Origin of the sequence: Paenibacillus tyrphae, assembly GCF_027925525.1 — a bacterium.
GTDB lineage: Bacteria > Bacillota > Bacilli > Paenibacillales > NBRC-103111 > Paenibacillus_G > Paenibacillus_G tyrfis_B.
In genome coordinates this window covers 76,107-90,543 of the sequence record NZ_BSDJ01000001.1, presented here as the reverse complement: position 1 = coordinate 90,543, position 14,437 = coordinate 76,107, and the positions used below count along the sequence as shown (strand labels likewise).

The window sequence follows — 14,437 nt, the reverse complement described above, 5'->3', positions numbered from 1 at the left end:
AGTTGACGCCGCAGCCGTACAAAGAGCCCGACCGGGTTGACCGGTCGGGCTTTTTCACGTCTCTTGCCGAGCGCTTACTTCAGCTTCACAACGACCTTCCCGCGGACGCCGCTTTGCAGAATGTGCTGCAGCGCGTCCGGCAGCTCGTCGAGCGACGTTTCCGCATGGACCATCGCTTCGAGCCGCGGCGGCTTCAGATCCGAGGCCATCCGTTCCCAGAGCCGCTGCCGGAGCGGAAGCGGGCAGTAGGCGGAATCGATGCCGAGCAGGTTCACGCCGCGGAGAATGAACGGGAACACGGCCGCCGTAAATTCGGCGCCGCCGGTCAATCCGCTAAGCGCCACGGAGCCGCCGCGGCGGATAGCGCTAAGAATATGCGGCAGCGCGGCTCCGCCCACCGGATCGACGGCACCCGCCCACCGTTCCTTGGTCAAGGGCTTGACCGCGTCCGGGTACAGCTCTTCCCGGTTGAGGATCGAACCGGCACCAAGCTCGCGCAGGTAGTCATGCTCCTGCGCTTTTCCCGTGCTAGCCGTGACCTCGTACCCCGATGCCGCAAGCATGGAGACGGCGTGGCTTCCGACGCCGCCGGTCGCTCCGGCAACGAGCACGGGGCCGTTCTCAGGGCGCAAGCCGTTCTCTTCCATGCGGTGGATGGACAGCGCCGCAGTCAGTCCCGACGTGCCGAGGATCATCGCCTCACGGTGGGTTAACCCTTTCGGCAGGGAGATCACCCAATCGGCAGGAACCCTCGCATATTCGCTGAATCCGCCGGAATGTCCGACGCCAAGCTCATAGCTCGTCGCCAGCACCTCGTCGCCTTCGCGAAACCGCGGGTCGGTTGAAGCGGCTACCGTCCCGGCGAGATCGATCCCTGGCACGGTGGGATAGCTGCGGACCACCCGGCCCTCCGGGCTTGCCGCCAAGCCGTCCTTATAATTGACGCCGGAGTAGGCGACCCGAATGAGCACCTCGCCTTCCGACAAATCGTCCAAGCTGAGCGATTGTACGCCTACCGAAAACTGATTCTCCGTTTTGTCCACGACGAGTGCACGAAATCGTTCCATATTTACGTACCCCTTTCGAAAATGGATTTAAAGAGACGGCCTGCCTTGGTTCGTCAAATGCGCCTTCGAGAAGCGGACCCACTCCCGCGCGGCAAACGACAGGTAGCGATCCTTCCGCCAAATCATGCCCAGATGCCATGGAATGGCCGGGTCGGTCAAAGTGACCGTGGCGACGCGGTTCGGGTCGAGCATGCCGCAGATGCTTTCGGGCAGCAGGGCGACGCCCATTCCCGCGGCGACCATTTCATAGATAAAATCCCACTGCGAGCTTTCGTACCAGATCCGGGGCCGGAAGCCGACGTCGTCGCAAGCCTCGATAATCCGCTCGTGCAGCGCAAAGTCTTCCCGGAACAAAATGAAAGCTTCGTCCTGCAGCTCGGCCAGCCGGACTTCCTTTCTGCCCGCCAACGGATGGGAAGGAGGGAGCACGGCCCGCAGCCGTTCGTTTACGAACGAGTACGACTCGAAGACGTCCTCGTCCACCGGCAAAAGCACGACGCCGACGTCCAGCGTGCCGTCCTCCACCTTTTCCGCGAGCTTAACCGAGCCGTCCTCCTCCAGTTGGATCGTGAGCCCCGGATACGTGTCGCGAAACCGGCTTAGAATGCCGGGGAAAAATCTCGCGCCCGCCATCGGCGGCAGTCCGATCCGGATATGCCCTTTTTTGAAATTCGTCAAATCGCCGAGCTGCAGCTCCAGATGCTTGAACGAACGGACGACATCTTGCGCCTGACCGGCAATAAGCTGGCCGGCGTCGGTTAGCTCCAGCGTTTTGCCCGAGCGGACGAAGAGCGGGACGCCCAGCTCCTCCTCCAGATTTTTGACCGCTTTGCTGATCGTGGGCTGGGTAATGTGCAGCGCCTCGGCCGCTTTGGTGAAGCTGCTGTGCCGGATGATCTCCAGCACATACTCCAACTGCCGGATATCGATGCCCGCGCACCTCCTTTGCATAGATGATTGGAATGAAAGAAATTCGATATATTCATTTTACCTATGAAAAGAAGGGGTGTAAACTTTGGATGGAAAGGAGCTGTGCAACATGACGGCTTTTGTGAAAACTTTGGGGCAGGTGCTCTTTTTTGTGCTCGTTTCTTGGCTGTTGAACGGGCTGGCGGCTCTGCTTCATTTGCCGGTTCCGGGGAGCATTCTCGGGATCATTCTTGTATTTGTGCTGTTACAATTGAAAATCATCCGGATCGAATGGATCGATCTCGGGGCCAAATGGCTGTTGGCGGAAATGCTGCTGTTCTTCATCCCTGCGGCGGCCGGGATGATTCAATATCAGTCGCTGCTGCGGGATAACGGCTTGCCGATCATGCTCGTGCTGGTGAGCAGCCTGATCGTCGTCATGCTCTCGGCAGGACTTGTGGCGCAGGCGATCGTGAAGCGGAAGGAGCGGACCCCGTCATGACCTGGCTCTCGCTCGTCTTGCTGCTGTTCACCATGGCCGTCTATTACGGTATAAAAAGCTTGTATCGCAGGAAGCCTAAAATCTATCTATCTCCGCTGCTGCTGACGCCGGCGGTTGTCATCGTCCTGCTGCTGCAAGCGGACATTCCTTACGAAACCTACAACGCCGGGGCGCACTGGCTGACAGACATGATCGGACCGGCGACCATTGCCTTGGCCGTGCCGCTCTACAAAAATGTCGCCCTGCTGCGCAAATATGCGGTAGAAATCATGGCCAGCGTACTGGTCGGCTCCGCGGCGGGTGTTGCGACCTCGGTATGGATCGCCAAGGGGCTGCACCTCGACGTGAAGATCATCGACGGCCTGGTGCTCCGCTCCACGACAACGCCCATTGCCATCGCCATCACGGATATGATCGGGGGCATCCCGGCCATGACGGCGCTGTTCGTGCTGGTCACGGGCTTGCTTGGCACGGTCGTCGGACCGATGCTTATCCGGCTGTTCCGCATCCGCAGCGGGGTGGCGCAGGGCGTGCTGCTCGGGACGAGCGCGCATACGGCCGGAACGACGACGGCGTTCGAGTTCGGTGCCGTCTCCGGCACGGTGTCGAGCATTGCCATGCTCGTGACTGCGCTTCTGGCGCTGGTTGTTGTCCCTTGGCTAGTCCTGCTCCTGTAAAGCCGCCGAAGATTATTCGCGCTGCTGTGAACATTCGAGGAAGAGCCGCCCGCTCTTCCCCGAGCCCCATAACTTTTTCGATCCGGATTCATCTTCGTCGCATCCCCTCCTTCAGGAAACCGAAACTCCTAATTTCAGGATATTCCCCATGATAATCCCAATGATGAATAGGTGAACAAAAGTGGACAAAACGAGACAGTAGTCTCTTTGTGTCCACTTTTTCTGCTTCCTGCGGGCCGCATTTCTGCGAGAATCAAGCGGTTTTTCCGTTGGCACGAAACTTGCAATACTATCCGGCGTGGGGACATTTTTTACATCCAAAGGAGGAACACGGTATGGTTAACGCCGCGCAGGACAAGGGAACGGCCTTGAGCCGGGAAAAAGCAGGATGGATGTTTCAAAAGATGCTGGAAATCCGCAAGTTCGAAGATAAGGTGCACGATTTGTTTGCCCAAGGCCGACTTCCCGGTTTCGTCCACCTGTACGCCGGAGAAGAGGCGGTAGCGGTCGGCGTATGCGCCCATCTGGACGATAAAGACAGCATCACCAGCACCCACCGCGGACACGGGCACTGTATCGCCAAAGGCTGCGAGCTGGACGGCATGATGGCGGAGCTGTTCGGGAAAATTACCGGGCTGTGCAAAGGGAAGGGCGGCTCGATGCATATCGCCGACCTGAACAAAGGCATGCTGGGCGCCAACGGCATCGTCGGCGGCGGTTACCCGCTGGCCTGCGGCTCCGCCTTGACCGCCAAGTACAAGAAAACGAATGCGGTCAGCGTATGCTTTTTTGGAGACGGCGCGAACAACCAGGGAACGTTCCACGAAGGCATCAATTTGGCCGCGATCTGGAAGCTGCCGGTCATTTTCATTGCTGAAAATAACGGGTACGGTGAAGCGACGACGTTCGAATATGCCTCAAGCTGCAAAACTATCGCCGATCGTGCAATCGCTTACAATATTCCGGGCGTCCGGGTGGACGGTAAAGACGTGCTTGCTGTTTACGAGGCGGCGGAGCAGGCCGTGCAGCGGGCGCGCCGTGGCGAGGGCCCGACGCTGATCGAATGCGTCACCTACCGCAATTACGGACATTTCGAGGGCGATGCCCAAAAATATAAAAAAGATTATGAACGAAAAGAGCATTTGCAGGAAAAAGACGCGATTACCGCGTTCGAATCGTATCTGCTGACCGAGCGCCTGTATACCGAAGCCGAGCTGGCGGACATGAAGGCTTCGGTAGAGCAAGCGGTGGAGAAGGCCGTCGAATTTTCGGAAAACAGCCCGTATCCGGACGCATCCGAGCTGCTGACGGACGTGTACGTATCTTACTAATTTCATTCGAGGAGGAACCGGCATGACAAGAAAAATCAGTATGTCCGCGGCGATCAACGAGGCGATGAAGCTGGCGATGCGCAAGGATGAAAATGTCATTCTGATGGGCGAGGACGTGGCCGGCGGGGCGGCCGTAGACCACTTGCAGGACGATGAAGCATGGGGCGGCGTGCTGGGCGTGACGAAAGGCATCGTGCAAGAGTTCGGCCGCGACCGGGTACTGGATACGCCGATCACCGAAGCGGGATATATCGGCGCGGCGATGACAGCCGCTGCGACGGGTTTGCGCCCGATTGCGGAGCTGATGTTTAACGATTTTATCGGGAGCTGTCTGGATCAGGTGCTGAACCAAGGGGCCAAATTCCGCTATATGTTCGGAGGCAAGGCGCAGGTGCCGGTGACGATCCGCACGACGCACGGGGCCGGCTTCCGCGCGGCGGCGCAGCATTCGCAGAGCCTATATGCGCTGTTCACCAGCATTCCCGGCATTAAAGTCGTCGTCCCTTCGACCCCTTACGATGCCAAAGGACTGCTGCTGGCCTCCATCGAGGATAACGATCCCGTCATTTTCTTCGAAGATAAGACGCTGTATAACGCGACCGGCGAGGTGCCCGAAGGGTACTATACGATTCCGCTCGGAAAAGCCGACATTAAGCGGACCGGTTCGGACCTGACCATCGTGGCAATCGGCAAGCAGGTGCAGACGGCGCTGACGGCCGCCCGGCAGCTATCGCAAAAAGGCATCGAAGCGGAAGTCGTCGATCCGCGCAGCCTGTCCCCGCTGGACGAGGATACGATACTCGCTTCCGTGACGAAGACGAACCGCCTGATCGTTATCGACGAGGCGAATCCGCGGTGCAGCATCGCGACGGATATCGCCGCCCTCGTAGCAGATAAAGCGTTCGACAGCCTGGACGCGCCGATCAAGCGGATCACGGCGCCGCATACGCCCGTGCCGTTCTCGCCGCCGCTGGAAGACATTTATTTGCCGACGCCGCAAAAGGTGCTTGAAGTCGTTGCCGAGCTGCTCGGCGACAAATCGCTGCTCGCCGTATAGACGGACCCAGACTAACCCGGATAGGAGAGATCGCCATGGCTGTAGAAGTGGTCATGCCCAAGCTGGGCATGGCGATGAAGGAAGGATCGGTATCCCTCTGGCATAAGAAAGAGGGCGACCCCGTGACTAAAGGGGACATCATCGCCAATATCGGCTCGGAAAAAATTGAAACGGATCTGGAAGCGCCTGCAGACGGCGTCCTGCTGAAGATCGTCGTTCCCGAAGGGGAAGGCGTGCCGCCGGGCACGGTCATCGGCTATATCGGTCAGCCCGGCGAGCAAGTCGGCGGCGTGGCCGCAGGGGCGGCGGAGGGCGCAGCTACTGACGGCTCTCCGTCAGGCGGCGCAGTGCCGGACGCGGCTCCGTCAGGCGGGACAGTACCTTCCGAAGCTCCCGTACACGGCAGGGACATCAAAATCTCACCGGTCGCCCGCAAAATGGCGGAGGCGGCCGGGCTCGATATCGCGAAACTAACGGGAACGGGTCCGCAGGGACGAATTACGAAGGAGGACGTGGAGCATGCCATCGCCAACGCGACTTCCGCATCGTCTGCTTCTGCTTCTGCCGGGGAAGCAACTGCTTCGTCCACCGGGACAAATGCGACTGCCGCCCCGTCCGGCTTTGTGGAGCACACGGAGCAAATTCCGGTCACCGGCATCCGCAAGGTCATCGCGGCGCGGATGCACGACAGCTTGCAGCAGAGCGCCCAGCTGACGCTGACGCTGCGGGCCGACGTCACCGATCTGCTCGCGCTGCAGAGGCAGATGAGCGAAACCGCGCAGCGGCAGCACGAGGTCAAGCTGACGGTGACCGATTTTATTGCCCGCGCCGTCGTCCTTTCGCTCAAGCGGCATAAGCAGATGAACAGCGCGTATATCGACGACCGCATCCACGTGTTCGACCACGTGCATTTGGGGATCGCCGTCGCTTTGGACAAGGGATTGGTCGTTCCGGTCATCTGTCATGCCGATCAGTACTCCGTACTGGATTTGTCGCGCCAAATCAAGGCGCTGGCGCTGCAAGCGAGAAACGGCCAGCTCGGAAGCGACGCTCTTCAAGGCTCGACGTTTACGATCACGAACCTCGGCGCTTACGGCATCGATTATTTTACGCCGATTCTGAACACGCCCGAAGCGGGCATTCTTGGCGTCGGCGGCGTGGCGGAGATGCTGGTCTACAAGGGAGACGACTTGCAGCGCCGGAGTCTGCTGCCGCTCAGCCTGACCTTCGACCACCGGGTATTGGACGGCGCGCCGGCCGCCGAGTTCCTGCGTGCAGTGAAGGACGCGCTGGAAGACCCGTACCGGCTTGTTTTGTAGGGAAGGAGAGGCCATACCATGGAGACGATAGCCATTATCGGAGGAGGTCCTGCGGGGTATGTGGCGGCGATTGCCGCCGCCGGGCAGGGCAAGCAGGTGACCTTGATCGAGCAGAAGGAGCTGGGAGGAACGTGCCTGAATGAGGGCTGCATGCCGACCAAATCGCTGCTCGAAAGCGCGGATACGCTGGACAAAGTCAAGCACGCCGGCCGGTTCGGCGTAGTGCTGCCCACGGACCGGGTCGAGGTCGATTGGAACGCGGTGCAGAGCTATAAGAACGGGATTGTGAGCAAGCTGGTGCAGGGCATCGGCTATTTGATGAAAAAAAATAAAATAAAAGTGCTGCGGGGACAGGCAAGCTTTGTCACGGACCGTAAGCTGCAAGTCTCGCAGGGAGACAAACATGAGGCCGTGGAAGCGGACCGCTTCATTATCGCCGCAGGTTCGGAGCCCGTCGCTCTGCCCTTTGCCCCCTTCGACGGGGAATGGATCATTCACAGCGGCCAGGCAATGTCGCTGTCTGCGGTTCCGGCTTCCCTGCTGATTATCGGAGGCGGCGTCATCGGCTGCGAGTTTGCAAGCATCTACAGCCGTCTCGGAAGCCGAGTGACTGTGGTCGAGATGGCCGACCAGCTGCTACCGGGCGAAGACGCGGACACGGCGGCCGTCCTGCAGCGGGAGCTGGAGAAAGCGGGCGTGAAGGTGTATACGTCCACTGCCGTGAAGCGGCTGCAGCCGGAGGAGAAGCTGGCGATTTTCGAAACCGAGAGCCGGGTGTTCGAAGGCACCGCCGACCGCGTGCTTGTCGCGATCGGGAGAAAGCCGCGGACGGATGGACTCGGCCTGGAAAACGCCGGGGTCCGGTATACGAAGCAGGGGATCGAAGTCAACGCGCATATGCAGACCAGCGTTCCCCATATTTATGCCTGCGGCGACGTCATCGGCGGCATTCAGCTCGCGCATGTCGCTTTTCACGAGGGCACCGTCGCTGCGCTGCATGCTTCCGGAGCCGAGGCAAAGGTCAATTACCGGGCGGTTCCGCGCTGCATCTATACCTCCCCGGAAATTGCCGGGGTAGGCTTGACCGAGAAGCAGGCCAGAGAACGGTACGGCGATATCCGCGTGGGAGAATTTCCGTTCGCCGCCAACGGCAAAGCGATGATTTTGGACGAACCGGTCGGCAGGGTGAAGGTGCTGACGGAGCCGCAGTACCACGAAATTGTCGGCATTTCCATCGTCGGTCCGAAAGCGACGGAGCTGATCGGCCAAGGCGCCATCCTGCTGCATAGCGAGATGACCGCCGATATGATGGAGCACTTTATCGCCGCCCATCCGACGTTGTCCGAAGCGGTTCACGAAGCGATTCTGGGCGCCATCGGCCACGCGGTGCATGTTTAAGGAGGTCCACCGATGAAAGCAGCATTTTGGCATAGCATTCGCGATGTGCGTATAGAGGAAACGCCGGAGCCTCCGGTTCGGCCGGGCATGGTCAACATTCGGGTCGAGTGGTGTGGCATATGCGGAACGGATTTGCACGAGTATTTGGCTGGGCCGATCTTCATTCCCGATCAGCCCCACCCGCTGACGAACGAACGGGCCCCGGTCATTCTGGGGCATGAGTTTGCCGGCGAAGTCGTCGCGGTCGGCCCGGGCGTAACGAAGGTGGAGGTCGGGGACCGGGTAACGGTCGAGCCGATTCTCGCGTGCGGGACGTGCCTTCCGTGCCGGCAAGGCTTATACAACGTGTGCGATGAGCTCGGCTTCCACGGACTGAGCGGGGGCGGAGGCGGGTTCAGCGAGATCACCTCGGTGAAAGAGAGCATGGTTCATCAGCTCCCGGATGGGATGACCTACGAGCAAGGCGCGATGGTGGAGCCAGCGGCCGTCGCCGTTCATGCCGTCCGGCAAAGCAGGCTTAAGGCCGGCGACACCTGCGTCGTCTACGGAGCGGGCCCTATCGGCCTGCTCGTTATCCAAGCCGCCCGCGCGGCAGGCGCCAGCCGGATTATTGCCGTGGAAATTTCCGAAGCCAGACAACGAACGGCGCTCGCACTGGGCGCTCATCACGTCATCCACCCGTTGAAGGACAACGCGATCGAAGCGGTGCACCGGCTCGTTCCCGGCGGCGTGGACGTCAGCTTCGAAGTCACCGGCATTGAAGTCTGCCTGAACGATGCGATCCGCAGCACGAAAACCGACGGTCAGACGGTCATTGTAAGCATCTGGGAAAAACCGGCGTCGATCGCCCCGAATACCCTCGTGCTTAAGGAGCGGGAGCTGAAAGGCGTGCTCGCGTACCGCAATATTTTCCCAGCCGTCATCTCGCTTATCTCGGAAGGCCGGCTGCGGGTCGACGAATTGATTACGAAGAAGATCCGGCTGGATCGTTTGGTCCCGGACGGCTTCGAGGAATTGGTCGGCAGTAAGGAACAAATTAAAATTATTGTCTCTCCCAAGCCCTGACGCTTATCCGTGCGGCGGCTCCTGAGACCGAAGCTTGATTGTAAGCGTTATCTTAATCGTTTATAATCAAAGTGACACGTTTCACGCTCGTACAGCCCTAAGCGGACTTTGAATTATATCGAACAATATACATTCAGGGGAGAGGGTCTTATGCTTGAAACCGCATTGAGTTTAAACATATGGGAGCGTTTCGTCAACGAAGGCGTTCTGGATGCGTCCCGGCTAAATAAACGAATCGTGGAATCCTGGTACCGTTCCCGGGATGCGCGCGTCAATCCTCATCTGGATAAAGGCCGCCTTGTTTTAACCAATGACCGGTTTCATTCCCAGAAGAAAAAGAACGCTCTGCTTCGGGATATGGCGCAGCCGCATCTGGAGCGCATGAACGGCTTCATCGACGACCTGGGCATGATCGCGCTTCTCATTGACCCGGAAGGCTACGTGTTGTCGATGACCGGGAACCTTCATGTTCGCCAAGAAGCGGGAAAAATCAACTTTGTCGAAGGCGTCCGCTGGACGGAGGGCGAGGTCGGTACGAATGCCATCGGCACCGCCCTGTTGGCCGGAGAGCCCCTGATGGTGACGGGGTCGGAGCATTATTCGATCGCTTCCCATCGCTGGAGCTGCTCGGCGGCCCCGATCCGTGGCGACGACGGCCAGATCATCGGCGTGCTCGACGTTTCCTGTCCGGTAGACCGCGCCCATCCTTATATGCTCGGCATGGTCACTTCGGTTGCGTATGCGATCGAACGCGATCTCAGCATACGGCTGCACAAAGACGAGATGGAGCTCGTCCGGCAAACCGCCGACCGGCTGGAAACCGATCAGCCTGTGGTTGTTTGCAGTAGCAAACATGGGCTCGTCTGCGCCAGCAAGGCGGTCCGCCGGCGGATTCCTGCTTGGGCCGGCTTAAAGGCTGACGAACTGGCCGGATTCGGGTTGGAAGCCCGGATGACCGTCCCAGTCCTGTCGGATTCGCACGGGGGACTGATTGGCACCTGCGTCTATTTGCAGGAAACGCTATCAGGCGCCTTCAAGCCGGTCTTTTTTCCGCAGCCGGGTGTGGTCGCGGAAAATTCGAAATCCTTTGTCTTTCAAGGGGAGATTGGCACGAGCACGGCCTTCCGGCAAACGCTCGATGACATGAAGCGGGTCGCGCCTACGGACGCCAGCGTCTGTATTCTGGGGGAGACCGGGACGGGCAAGGAGCTGATCGCCCAAGCGATCCACGAGAACAGCCCTCGCCGGACGAGGCCGTTCTTGGCCGTCAATTGTGGCGCGATCCCCAAGGAGCTGATGGAAAGCGAGCTGTTCGGCTATGCGGAAGGGGCGTTTACCGGGGCCCGGCGGAACGGGTACAAAGGGAAGTTCGAGCAGGCGAACGGCGGAACGATTTTTCTCGATGAAATCGGGGAAATTCCGCTTTCCATGCAGGCGGCGCTGCTGCGGGTGCTGCAGGAACGGAAAGTGACGCCTGTCGGGGGAACGCAGGAGGTCCCGCTCGATTTTCGGATGATTACGGCGACCCACCGCGATCTGCGGCAACTGGTGCAGGAAGGAAAGTTTCGGGAGGACCTGTACTACCGGCTTCACGTGTATCCGGTCAAGGCGCCGCCGCTCCGCGAAAGAAGAGAAGATATTCCGCACCTCGTCCGCTTTTATTGCAGCCGGAAGGCTTGGGCGGTATCGCTTCCGCAGCGCTTTTTCGAGCAGTTGATGCAGTACGATTGGCCGGGTAATATCCGGGAGCTGATGAACGTCCTGGAACGGCTGCATATTATGACGCAGGGAGCGGATGCCGATCCGTGCGAAGCGTTAAGCCGGTTCGACGGCTTCCATCCGCAGCCGGCTCTGTCGGACTCGATCCCAGACCCGCCAATGGCGCTGTCGCTGCGCGAGCAGATCCAGATGGAGCAAATGACCGAAGCGCTGCAGCGGACCAAGGGCAACGTCACCGCAGCGGCCCGAATGCTGGGCGTTCCCCGGAGCACCTTTTACAAACGGCTGCAAAAATTCAATAAATAGCAGCGCCTGCGAATGAGAGGCGGTCTCCCACGAAGGCATAAAGCTTGGTGCGAGGCCGCTTTTTCGTTTTGTGGTTGTACTTTTTCGCGGCGAAACAAATACGGTGATCTCTGCGTCTAAGCACATAACAAACCTTTGACATCAAAAGGAGTCACCATGATTAGAAAAATAGGTTTTTCGCTGCTGGCTGCCGGACTGCTGTTTATGGCAGGCCAGCCGTCTTCTTATGCTGCCGCTGGAGCGCCATCCGCTCCGACCGTGAAGGCCCCGGGCTTTCCTGTAACGGTGAATGGATCGGTCGTCGATAACAAACACAGCTTGTATCCGCTGCTGCTGTACCGCGATATTACGTATTTTCCGATGACGTGGAACTATACCCGGGCGCTCGGCATGACCACCGCTTGGGACCCGGTGAACGGACTTGCGATCGGGAAGCAGGAATCCTGCGAGCCTGTCGTCCGTCAGGACCTGACCTCTCAGGAGAACAGCGATAAAGGGATGCAGGCAACGCTGGTTCCCTTTCCGGTCAATGTGAACGGCAAGTCGATCACCAATGCGGAGGAGCAATACCCGCTCCTGCTTTTCCGAAACATCGTTTATTTTCCGATGACCTGGAATTATACCCATGATGTGTTCGGCTGGACGACGAGCTGGGACGCGACGAACGGCTTCGGCGTGCAAGCCTGCGAAAAAGCACCGGACGCTGATGCCCGGCAAACCGCTGCGCTGAACCTTGCGAACGGCGGACAATTGGCCGTGCAGGGCGATTGGATCTATATGAACCCGGCGAACAAATACTATGGACCGAACAGTCTTGTCAAGATGAAGCTGGACGGCAGCGGGAAGCAGACGTTGTCGGAGGACAATGCGCTATCCATCAACGTCGTGGATGACTGGATTTATTATACGGCCCGCGATAAGGCGGCCGATAAAAACCTGGGTATTTTCAAAATGAAAACCGACGGCTCGCAGCGGACGCAGGTCAGTTCGGCAGGGGCTCACTCCGTTTGGGTTCGGGACGGCTGGATTTATTACATTGCCGGCAACGGCTTGACGATCAACAGCATTCACAAGATGAAGACCGACGGGACGGAGGATACGGTTATCATCTCGGGCGAGGTCGGGGGCCGTTTTTACCTTGACGGGGACCTGATTTATTTCATGATGCCGGACAAGGAGCATGCGCCGAACAGCTTATTCCAGATCAAAACCGACGGCACCGGCAAGAAGAAGCTGCAGGACGAAGTGAATGCCGTAGCGGTGATCGACGGCTGGGTTTATTATTCGACCGTCAGCTCGGCGAAGAAGGGCATTTACAAGATGAGCGCGGACGGTACGGTGAACATTCCTCTGTACTCGTCGGATCAACCTCTGAACGGCTTCCAATACCGCGACGGTTGGATTTACTTTATCCGCGGTTCCTTCGGAATCATGGGCTCGGCATCGATCGAGAAAATCCGCATCGACGGCACCGGACATACCGCTCCGGGCAACGTACGCGCTACCTCGCTGTATTTTGCAGGCGCCGATCTGTACTATCCGTCCGCTTTCGATGGGGATAACGAGCTTCGCAAACTGGAGCCCGGCAAGTAACCCATACACTCCTATGACACAAAACAAAACCTCCAAGATCACGTTTGAACGTGATATGGAGGTTTTATTTTTCTTTCCGCGCTTACTTATACTTCTTCCAGTCCATGCCGCTGTTGTTCAGCAAATATTCGAAGTTGTTGTCCAGCCGCTTCTGCTCGGCCTTTCGGGCTGCTTCCGCCTGCTTTCGGGCTTCTTCGCGCTGAATCTCGGCTTCGGCCTTCATTTGATCGGCCTGCGCTTTCAGTTTGCTCACGACGTCCGGATTCAACAAATCCTTCAGCGTGGCCGGTTTGTCTTGGGAAGCGGCGCTTGGAGGAGCCGCCGGCTTGTTTTTCTTCGCCATGGCACTCACCTTTCGCGTTAATTTTCGAACAAATACAACTTGCCGTTCTCCGGCGTGCCGAATTTCGGTCCCCGGAAGCCGCGCGCAAGCAGCGCTTTTCTCATCGTCATCATCAAGGCGGCATGGCTGACGATAAGCACGTTCCCGTCGCCCTGCCGGAAAATCTCGTCCAGGACGGCGTCGGCCCGTTTTCGGATTTCGGCCATGCTTTCGGGCATCGACCGGGGAGCCGTAAACCACGAGGTTTTGATCAGCACCGCCCACATTATAAGCGGCAGTCGTACCTTCGTCCGGAACGACGGAGGCGGAACCTCGCGCAGCATTTGCCATTGGGTAATCTCGCCTTCATAAATGTGCTCGGCCGTGCGGACCGCTCTGGACATATCGCTGGCATAACAGCGGTTCCATTCGATGCCGGCCAGGTCGGTCCGACCGAGCTCGATGTCGGATTCATCATACTCGGCGAACCATTGATCGAGTTCTCCGGCCGAGATCAAAAATTGCGACGGATAATCCTTTTTTACTTTATAATGCCGAACCAAACCGACTTTCATTTCCGTTCCAACCATCCTTGCTTGTAGAAGTACGTCTCTCTATCATACCTCGAGATGGACTGGTTGTTAAAGGGCCAGTTTCCCTATATCGATTTTTTCGGCTGCTGCGGTCGTATCGGTTATCGGCTGGCGACCGGGGGTAGCGGCTTTCCGCTGCGGATCCGGCGGACCCCGTCCTTACAGACGCCGTAACGCTCCCAAGGACAGGTCGAGCACAGCAGGCCGATGTCGTTCGGACGCATGGTCGCGGAGACGGCGGCACAGATGTCCGCCCACGTCATCGCGGCGCCGGTATGCAGCCCAAGCTTGCCCAGCACGCGGGCGTCCCGGTCATACACGCTATGGCCGTCGCAATGTGGGGGCTGGTCCTTCGGAAACGCGCTGCAAATGTCATCGGGGCCTTCGACAAGCTCGATTCGGGTGTCTGGCTGCTTCCGTAGCGTTTCGTATACGGCCGTCATATTGTCGCAAAACGATTCGGAGTACCCCATTCCACGGTACCCGAGCAGGCAAAGCAAATGATGGCCGCGGAGCCGGATGTTGTTCATAGGGCATCTCTCCATTCCTGCATAGCCATGCAGAATATTGTTAACTAAT

Annotated in this window: 14 protein-coding genes; 9 read left to right on the top strand and 5 right to left on the bottom strand. The window is 58.7% G+C overall.

Annotated elements, in window-relative coordinates; all coding sequences use genetic code 11:
* Positions 1 to 74: 74 nt before the first annotated feature.
* Complete coding sequence (locus QMG93_RS00410) at positions 75 to 1,067, bottom strand: acryloyl-CoA reductase (protein WP_281932930.1); 993 nt, start codon at positions 1,065 to 1,067, stop codon at positions 75 to 77.
* Between the two features lie 27 nt (positions 1,068 to 1,094).
* Positions 1,095 to 1,997 (bottom strand): LysR family transcriptional regulator, encoded by a 903-nt coding sequence (locus QMG93_RS00405; protein ID WP_281933264.1) that lies wholly within the window; start codon positions 1,995 to 1,997, stop codon positions 1,095 to 1,097.
* Positions 1,998 to 2,106: 109 nt separating this feature from the next.
* Here QMG93_RS00405 and QMG93_RS00400 point away from each other — a divergent pair, with 109 nt between their 5' ends.
* From QMG93_RS00400 to QMG93_RS00360, 9 genes are all read left to right on the top strand, one after another.
* Positions 2,107 to 2,478, top strand: coding sequence for a CidA/LrgA family holin-like protein (locus tag QMG93_RS00400; protein ID WP_216792080.1), 372 nt, complete (start codon positions 2,107 to 2,109; stop codon positions 2,476 to 2,478).
* Positions 2,475 to 3,155 carry an LrgB family protein gene (locus QMG93_RS00395; protein ID WP_010495941.1) on the top strand — a complete coding sequence of 227 codons (681 nt, stop codon included), beginning with the start codon at positions 2,475 to 2,477 and terminating at the stop codon, positions 3,153 to 3,155. Before QMG93_RS00400 ends, QMG93_RS00395 begins: the two co-directional genes overlap by 4 nt.
* Positions 3,156 to 3,490: 335 nt before the next feature.
* Positions 3,491 to 4,486 (top strand): thiamine pyrophosphate-dependent dehydrogenase E1 component subunit alpha, encoded by a 996-nt coding sequence (locus QMG93_RS00390; protein WP_281932929.1) that lies wholly within the window; start codon positions 3,491 to 3,493, stop codon positions 4,484 to 4,486.
* Positions 4,487 to 4,508: 22 nt separating this feature from the next.
* A complete protein-coding gene (locus QMG93_RS00385; RefSeq protein ID WP_281932928.1) occupies positions 4,509 to 5,543 on the top strand; it encodes an alpha-ketoacid dehydrogenase subunit beta in 1,035 nt (344 codons plus the stop codon).
* 35 nt (positions 5,544 to 5,578) lie between these two features.
* Entirely contained in the window at positions 5,579 to 6,862 is a 1,284-nt protein-coding gene (locus QMG93_RS00380) for a dihydrolipoamide acetyltransferase family protein (protein WP_281932927.1), read from the top strand.
* An 18-nt stretch (positions 6,863 to 6,880) separates the two neighbouring features.
* Positions 6,881 to 8,260, top strand: coding sequence for a dihydrolipoyl dehydrogenase (gene lpdA / locus QMG93_RS00375; protein WP_281932926.1), 1,380 nt, complete (start codon positions 6,881 to 6,883; stop codon positions 8,258 to 8,260).
* A 12-nt stretch (positions 8,261 to 8,272) separates the two neighbouring features.
* Positions 8,273 to 9,325: a 2,3-butanediol dehydrogenase gene (locus tag QMG93_RS00370; RefSeq protein ID WP_281932925.1), complete on the top strand. Its 1,053-nt coding sequence runs from the start codon at positions 8,273 to 8,275 to the stop codon at positions 9,323 to 9,325.
* Between the two features lie 150 nt (positions 9,326 to 9,475).
* The gene (locus QMG93_RS00365) at positions 9,476 to 11,350 is read left to right on the top strand and encodes a sigma-54-dependent Fis family transcriptional regulator (protein ID WP_281932924.1); all 1,875 of its coding nucleotides are present in this window, start codon (positions 9,476 to 9,478) and stop codon (positions 11,348 to 11,350) included.
* 156 nt (positions 11,351 to 11,506) lie between these two features.
* Complete coding sequence (locus QMG93_RS00360) at positions 11,507 to 12,943, top strand: DUF5050 domain-containing protein (RefSeq protein WP_281932923.1); 1,437 nt, start codon at positions 11,507 to 11,509, stop codon at positions 12,941 to 12,943.
* An 82-nt stretch (positions 12,944 to 13,025) separates the two neighbouring features.
* On the opposite strand, the gene QMG93_RS00355 is transcribed toward QMG93_RS00360, so the two are convergent.
* The 3 genes from QMG93_RS00355 to QMG93_RS00345 form a co-directional block, all read right to left on the bottom strand.
* Positions 13,026 to 13,286, bottom strand: coding sequence for a YqkE family protein (locus QMG93_RS00355; protein WP_216792089.1), 261 nt, complete (start codon positions 13,284 to 13,286; stop codon positions 13,026 to 13,028).
* A 17-nt stretch (positions 13,287 to 13,303) separates the two neighbouring features.
* The gene (locus tag QMG93_RS00350) at positions 13,304 to 13,840 is read right to left on the bottom strand and encodes a histidine phosphatase family protein (RefSeq protein ID WP_281932922.1); all 537 of its coding nucleotides are present in this window, start codon (positions 13,838 to 13,840) and stop codon (positions 13,304 to 13,306) included.
* Between the two features lie 119 nt (positions 13,841 to 13,959).
* The gene (locus QMG93_RS00345) at positions 13,960 to 14,388 is read right to left on the bottom strand and encodes a DUF1284 domain-containing protein (RefSeq protein WP_281932921.1); all 429 of its coding nucleotides are present in this window, start codon (positions 14,386 to 14,388) and stop codon (positions 13,960 to 13,962) included.
* Positions 14,389 to 14,437: the final 49 nt, after the last annotated feature.